The sequence below is a fragment of the Flavobacterium sp. genome, from assembly GCF_021151785.1.
Lineage (GTDB): Bacteria > Bacteroidota > Bacteroidia > Flavobacteriales > Flavobacteriaceae > Flavobacterium.
The window spans coordinates 1-6481 of the sequence record NZ_JAGKWP010000119.1 but is presented as its reverse complement, the minus strand read 5'-3'; the positions used below and the strand labels follow the sequence as shown (position 1 = coordinate 6481).

General features: G+C 32.7%; 5 protein-coding genes. All 5 read right to left on the bottom strand.

The window, feature by feature from the left end; genetic code table 11:
* Positions 1–493, bottom strand: a 493-nt coding sequence (locus QZ824_RS10215) for a hypothetical protein (protein WP_291275914.1), incomplete at its 3' end; no start/stop codon positions are given.
* Positions 494–495: 2 nt separating this feature from the next.
* Positions 496–2235: an AAA family ATPase gene (locus QZ824_RS10210; RefSeq protein WP_291275913.1), complete on the bottom strand. Its 1740-nt coding sequence runs from the start codon at positions 2233–2235 to the stop codon at positions 496–498.
* 1 nt (position 2236) lies between these two features.
* The gene (locus QZ824_RS10205; protein WP_291275915.1) at positions 2237–3859 is read right to left on the bottom strand and encodes a class I SAM-dependent DNA methyltransferase; all 1623 of its coding nucleotides are present in this window, start codon (positions 3857–3859) and stop codon (positions 2237–2239) included.
* 305 nt (positions 3860–4164) lie between these two features.
* Positions 4165–4806 carry a DUF6266 family protein gene (locus QZ824_RS10200; RefSeq protein WP_291275912.1) on the bottom strand — a complete coding sequence of 214 codons (642 nt, stop codon included), beginning with the start codon at positions 4804–4806 and terminating at the stop codon, positions 4165–4167.
* A 746-nt stretch (positions 4807–5552) separates the two neighbouring features.
* Complete coding sequence (locus QZ824_RS10195; protein ID WP_291275911.1) at positions 5553–5825, bottom strand: hypothetical protein; 273 nt, start codon at positions 5823–5825, stop codon at positions 5553–5555.
* Positions 5826–6481: the final 656 nt, after the last annotated feature.

The window sequence follows — 6481 nt, the reverse complement described above, 5'->3', positions numbered from 1 at the left end:
ATTTTAAACCCTCATTATTATCAGGTATAGAAATATTAAATGTACAATTATATTTTTCTATTTTTAATATTCTTAATTTCAATACATTTATTATTGAATCAAAGCTTTCGTTCATGGTAAGACCACCTGAACCTGAACCCATTAAAGGAATCCAAATAGACCTACCTCTAAAAAAATCAAAGTAATTATCTATTGCTTTGGATAAATTAGTACTTAAATTAAATTTCGTTCCGTCTTTAGTACCAACCAATGCATCGTTGATAGTTACAATAAAAAGTATAGGTTTACTATTTAATTCAAATAAATCATATCCTTTTACTAAATTTAACTCTTTTAAAATATGCTCACTATATCCATATTGCCTTAAAACAAGTTTATTAAGCTCTCCAATATTTCCATATTGATCAATTGAGACAATAGCCATATCGTGTTCATTAGGTAAAGAACCTAATTCAACTTTTATACTTTTAGTATTAAAATAGAAAAAAAACATATTTAAAATTTACTTATTTTGGCTTGAATCACCCTTAAAACATCAACTAAATCTTTATACTTTTCAATATTTTCATTATAGGGAAACATTTTAGTAAACTGTCTTAAAATAGCAATTTTATTAATTCCTCCATCTGCAAATTCATTAAAATGTTTATTTATTGTATCTAAAACTGGAGTCTTATACTTTTTTACAGATAATTCAACAAAATCTTTTTTCCAATCAACACTATCATCAACAGAAGTATAGTAACTATTATATGCGTTTATAAAAAACTCTTGTTCTAACATATCTTCAATAGTTCTTTCATTACTGTCTTTGACAACTTCATTAAGAGTTAAGAAATCCCAATTTTTATTTTCTAACACATGAGTTTTAAATTTTGGTTTTGCAATTTCATTTTTTCCAGCTGTATCAGAATCTAGTAATACAATGCCTTTTAAATCTAAACTATTAAGATATCGAACTGAAGGAACTACTTCAGATGCTGTATCAGCACTGTAAATATGTATCCAAGTTAGTGATTCAAAATCTATTAATTCATGAATTAAATAATGTAAAATATATTTATCAGCATTACCTTCTACCACAATATTAATATCATTAACCAAAAAAGAATCATTAAGTAATAAGCCAAGTTCTTTTCTTAAAATTTGATATTTATTAGTATATACTTTCGTTAGTAATTGAGTACCATCATTATCTTTTTTAACTAAAATCAAATTATCTGGTTTATTTCTATAAACTAAAAATGGATTATGTGTTGTATATACTATTTGGTCTGTTTTTGCTATCTCTTCAAAAAGCTTTACAAGATCTCTTGCTCCTTCAGGATGTAATGAAACCCCTGGTTCGTCCAAAAGCAAAATATTTTTCTGATTTTCAAGTTTATTCATGTATGTTTTATTTACCAAAAATGCAAAGAAATATTGAAAACCAACACTTCTATCATTTAAACTATAACTTCTATTAGAGCTATCTCTGAATTTTAGTAAAAATTGATTACCATGATAATTTATTTCAACTCTTAATGTTTTATCTTGTTTATAATTTTTTTGTAGTAGTTCAGTTATATTTTGACTCGCAAGATGCAGTTTATCAGATACTCTTTCAGGATTTGAATTATTTAAGACTGCCAAATCGTTAATTCCTCCTATTTTAAGTAATCTTCTGAAAGATTCATTTTCTTTCATAGGAGATATTAATTCTTGAACTGTCACAGGTTTAATTTGTAAAGTTTCCTGAGTAAAAAGTTCAATATTTGGTATTAACTCATATAAAATTCTAGATTTATATTCTTGATATACACTCTTATCATGTTGAAATTTATCTTTTAATTTAATTGCTTTATTATTTCCATGAACAAATTCTAACTCAATGTTACTAGATTCAACATTGTTTACTTTTATCCTTATCCACTTAAAATTAAAATTATTTTCAATTGATTTTCCCTTAGAATCATACTCAAAAGGCAATGTCATCTCAAGATATTCATTATCCTCTTCAGTTAATAAAAAATAACCCGTAACAATTGGTAATTCGTCATTTTCATATCGTTTAGATCTTTTATTTGTTTTATCTACACTCAAATTATATTTTTCAGAATTTAAACAACTAATAGCATCTAATATAGCAGATTTACCTGACTCATTTTTACCAACCAAACAGGTAATATCATGTATATTTAAATTTATTTTTGATATTGATTTAAAATCCTCAATAACTATTCTGTCTAAAACCATTTTACAACTTATTAAAATTTTCAACTATCCTCTTTTGCAACTCATTCCCTTTCGCAAACTGCTCTTGTAAGGTAGCTTGTAAGCTTGCCATTTTATCTTCAAATGCAATCCCATCGTCTTCTACTTCTTCGGTACCTACATAAATACCTGGGGTCAGTTTGTAGTCTTGGTTACGTACTTCTTCTAAGGTGGCGGCGTAGCAGTAGCCGTCTATATTGCTGTAGGGTGTATTAGATGCTGAAACAAGTTTAGCATGACCATCGGGTTTGTTACGCCACGCATGGTAGGTTGCGGCTACTTTGTCTATATCAGCATCGGTAAACACACGAAGTTTTCGGCTTTCCATCGTACCCATTTTACTGGTATCTATGAACAGGATTTCATTTTTACGTTCGCGGTGGATGCCGTCTTTGCCATCTCGGTTTTTACTTAATATAAAAATACAAGCAGGTATGCCTGTAGTTAAAAACAATTTATCGGGTAAACGCACAATACAATCAATCATGTGGTTGTTTACCATAAACTCACGTACGTTTTTTTCTCCTTTGTTGTTAGAGGTCATCGCTCCGTTTGCCATTACGACACTTGCGGTACCTTTTTTGCTCAAATGGCTCCAAAAGGTTTGCATCCACATAAAGTTGGCATTACCATCGGTAGTAAATTCTTCTTTCGGTCCAAACAAGCGAGGGTCGTTTTCAGGCAAGTCTTCTGGGTGCCATTGGCTCACATTAAACGGAGGGTTTACAATGATGTAATCAGCTTCTAAATCAGGAAATTGGTCGTTCAATAACGAGTCGCCCAAGCGTACATCAAAAGACAAATCACGCAAGGCTAAGTTCATTTTACACAAACGCAACGTACCATCATAACGCTCCTGTCCGTAAATAGAAATCTTACGTTTGTCGCCTCCATGACTTTCTAAAAACTTCAACGATTGTACAAACATACCGCCACTACCACAAGCGGCATCAAAGATTTTACCTTCATAAGGTTCAATCATTTCTACCATCAAACGCACAATACTGCCTGGTGTAAAGAATTGTCCCGCACCAGAACCTTCTGCCAAAGCAAACTTACCAATGTAGTATTCATACACACGCCCTAGTACATCACTTTCAGGATTTTCCTTTTGCGATAACTTAGGATTGGATAGTAAATTAATTAAACCACCTACTTGGCGTGCGGTTAATTGGCTTTTTACAAAAATACGAGGTAAAATACCTTTTAAATCGGGTCTAAATTGTGCCAAAGTAGCATCTAACACATCAAAAGCATCATCTACAATCACTTTGATATTGTCTTGCTCGGCATTGGCTTTTAAGTAGTCCCAAGTGGCTTGTTTGGGAATGATATATACATTTTTTGATAAATATTCATCGGCATCCTCCAACACATAGTTGATTTCTGCTTCATCTGTCGTAAAATAACTGGAGGTTTTATCGTGTAGTAACGTCGTTAATTCTTCCTTACGCATCTCATAACGCTCAGACATATGCTTTAAGAAAATCATCGGCAACACATAGTCTTTGTATTGATTTTCAGCTACAGCACCACGTAATTCATTGGCAGCTTTCCATAGTTCTTGTTCAAAATTGATATCGGCTTTTACGGTAGTTTTGCTCATCATGGTTTTAAAAATCTTATAGTCCCAAACATAACAAAAAAAATGAAATCATACAATTTTTATGACGTAAATTTCAACTAATCAATAATAGTTGTACCACCTCATTCAGTCAAAAACCCCTACCAATAGTAAGCACACCAGCTATCTAGTTGCCTTCGAGAACCTCAGCCACCATTCAGATAATCCGTATTAAACCGTTGCCTGAGGCTCTCGAAGGCAACGGTCAATAAAACAAAAAAAACGCTCCACCATTACTGGCAGAGCGTTTATAAATCGCTGGTACGAACACTAATATACCGCTATAATTAACCTAATGTTACCGAGCCTAAATAGTGACTCGTTGCTACAAGAGCATCATCTTCAGCGGCAAAAGTAGCCCACACCTGAACCTTTAAATCAGCTAAATAGTTCGGCAATTCTAGTGTTACCGATTCGCTACTTCTAGTACTGGCATTCAAACTATACACCGTCGCTTTCAAAGAAGGTTCATACACCACTACTACCAATTTATCAGAAGCCAACGCCTCCCCTTGATCACTGTTATTGCTCCAACTTAAATCGATGCTTTGTCCGGCTCCAGCCACCACTTGCCCATTATCAATCCCTAGCAAATCTCCTTTACTAATCAAAATTTTCGAGTAATCCCATTCATAATCAGGGTCATTGAACACAATCGCCTCTTTCATTAAGTACGACATCGCTTGATTGCGTCGGGTTTTATTCCCATTATCACGACCAAAATAGCGTTTCACTACAGGCTGAATGCCACTTATGAATTCCGTCGTCATCGTAAACTTTTTGCGTTGCACTTGCTGGGATTCAGTAGGCAAACGATTGCCTTTTTTAGGTAAACTACGCATAACATCTTTACCTCGCCAAGTGGCCCCCACTACAGGACCTACTTTTCCAGAAAAAGCACCTAATATGCCTTTGTTATATGTTGCCATATTCTTAAAAATTATAAATTAAACATTAACCTTTTGTAAGTGATGCGCGCTATCAAAGTACAGGGACAAAGATAAAAAAACCATTTTTTTAAAAACAAGTCAAACTACTGAAAAACAAACCTTTAACGGCTTTTGATTGAATTTAAACTAAAATGACATGTATTGAAAAAAAATGCCTGCTATTGCTCTTTTTTGACTGGTTTTGACCGATATTGACTAGCTGTGAAATGCCCTGCCTTAAAATGACACCTTTTGACGTTATTTGACCGCTTTTGCACTTTAATGCATGGTTTAGTCGGTTTTTAGAGGGGTTTGGTTCGTATTATATTCGTACTTGGTTCGTATGGCCTTCGCAAAAACACGAGCTGGTACGAACCACGTTAGAGTCAATCCCTATTCAAACCCGTAAAAAGGAGAAAAAAAGAGCGGAAAAATCAAAAAAAGGAAAATCGTAGTCCTTACCTAAAAAAAGGCAAAAACAAAAGAAAGCGGTAGCGTTTGGCTTTTATAAAAACCACTGCATCAGGCGGTAACGCTTGAATTAAAAATAAAAACACAGGGCAAGACCAATAGTCCGAAGCTACCTATAGCAGCACCAGCATTGAAAAACAGGGTAAAAAAGGAAAGGATAAAAAAAGGAAAAAGCAGTAGCAAAAATGCTATAGAGCGCCTTAGTTATTGTACTATAGTTAAAAAAAAGAAAAGAAACACTAGGCAACATCAAGTCACCTAGTGAAATTAAAAACTTACAATAAGTGTTTGTTTTTCACTTTATTCATGAATGATTCTTTGAAAAACGATTTTGGATACCAAATTCGTCCTCCCCATTTTGTATAGGGAATTTTATTATGTTTACGATAACGAAACAAAGTAGAATCACTGAGTTTAAAAATTCTCTTCACATCGGCATTGTCATAATAATCAGCCTCAAAATCGTGATTTTTACTTAGGTCAAAAACTATTTTTGACAACTTCTCTACTGTTTCTTCTAAAAGGTTAACATTCGTTTTCAATGGCATATAAATTTTATTCGTTAAACAATTAATTATGTCTATACTATTATGCATTTAGCGTATCACAAATTACAAAAAAGAGAAAACTTATCAAAATACACTTTCAAAAAAAGAAATATTTTTTTTCAACAATGAATGGCCATTTACTTTAATAAAAGTTTAAAAAAAGAATAAAACTACGGGTTTCTGTAAGTCAGGATTCTAGCCAAATAACCACAAAAGATAAGGGAATATTGCTTTTTTTAACATTTACATTACGATTATTGAACCTTAAGTTGGCAGCGGAAAACATTGCGTCCAAATTGTTAATAAGTTTAAACGTTTTTTTACGAAAATCCCCCTTATCCTGGAAGAAAATCGGAAGAAAAAGCGATAATTTTAAACAGCTACCCTAACGAACACTAAATGCACCCTGCCCCTACTCTCACATGAATTCTTTCACACTGTACTAAACAATCCTAATTCGCTGTTCGTATAATGTAAATCAAAAAAAAATCCTAACCGTAAAAAAAGTTAGGATTTTGTTTATAAAATATTAACTTTGACCTACGTTCTTACAAGAATAAAAAATCATTATTATCCATTTGGTTTGAAGCATACGGGTTATAATTCTGATGAACAAATGTATGCTAAAGATGGTTCTTTGATACGCATACGACCTG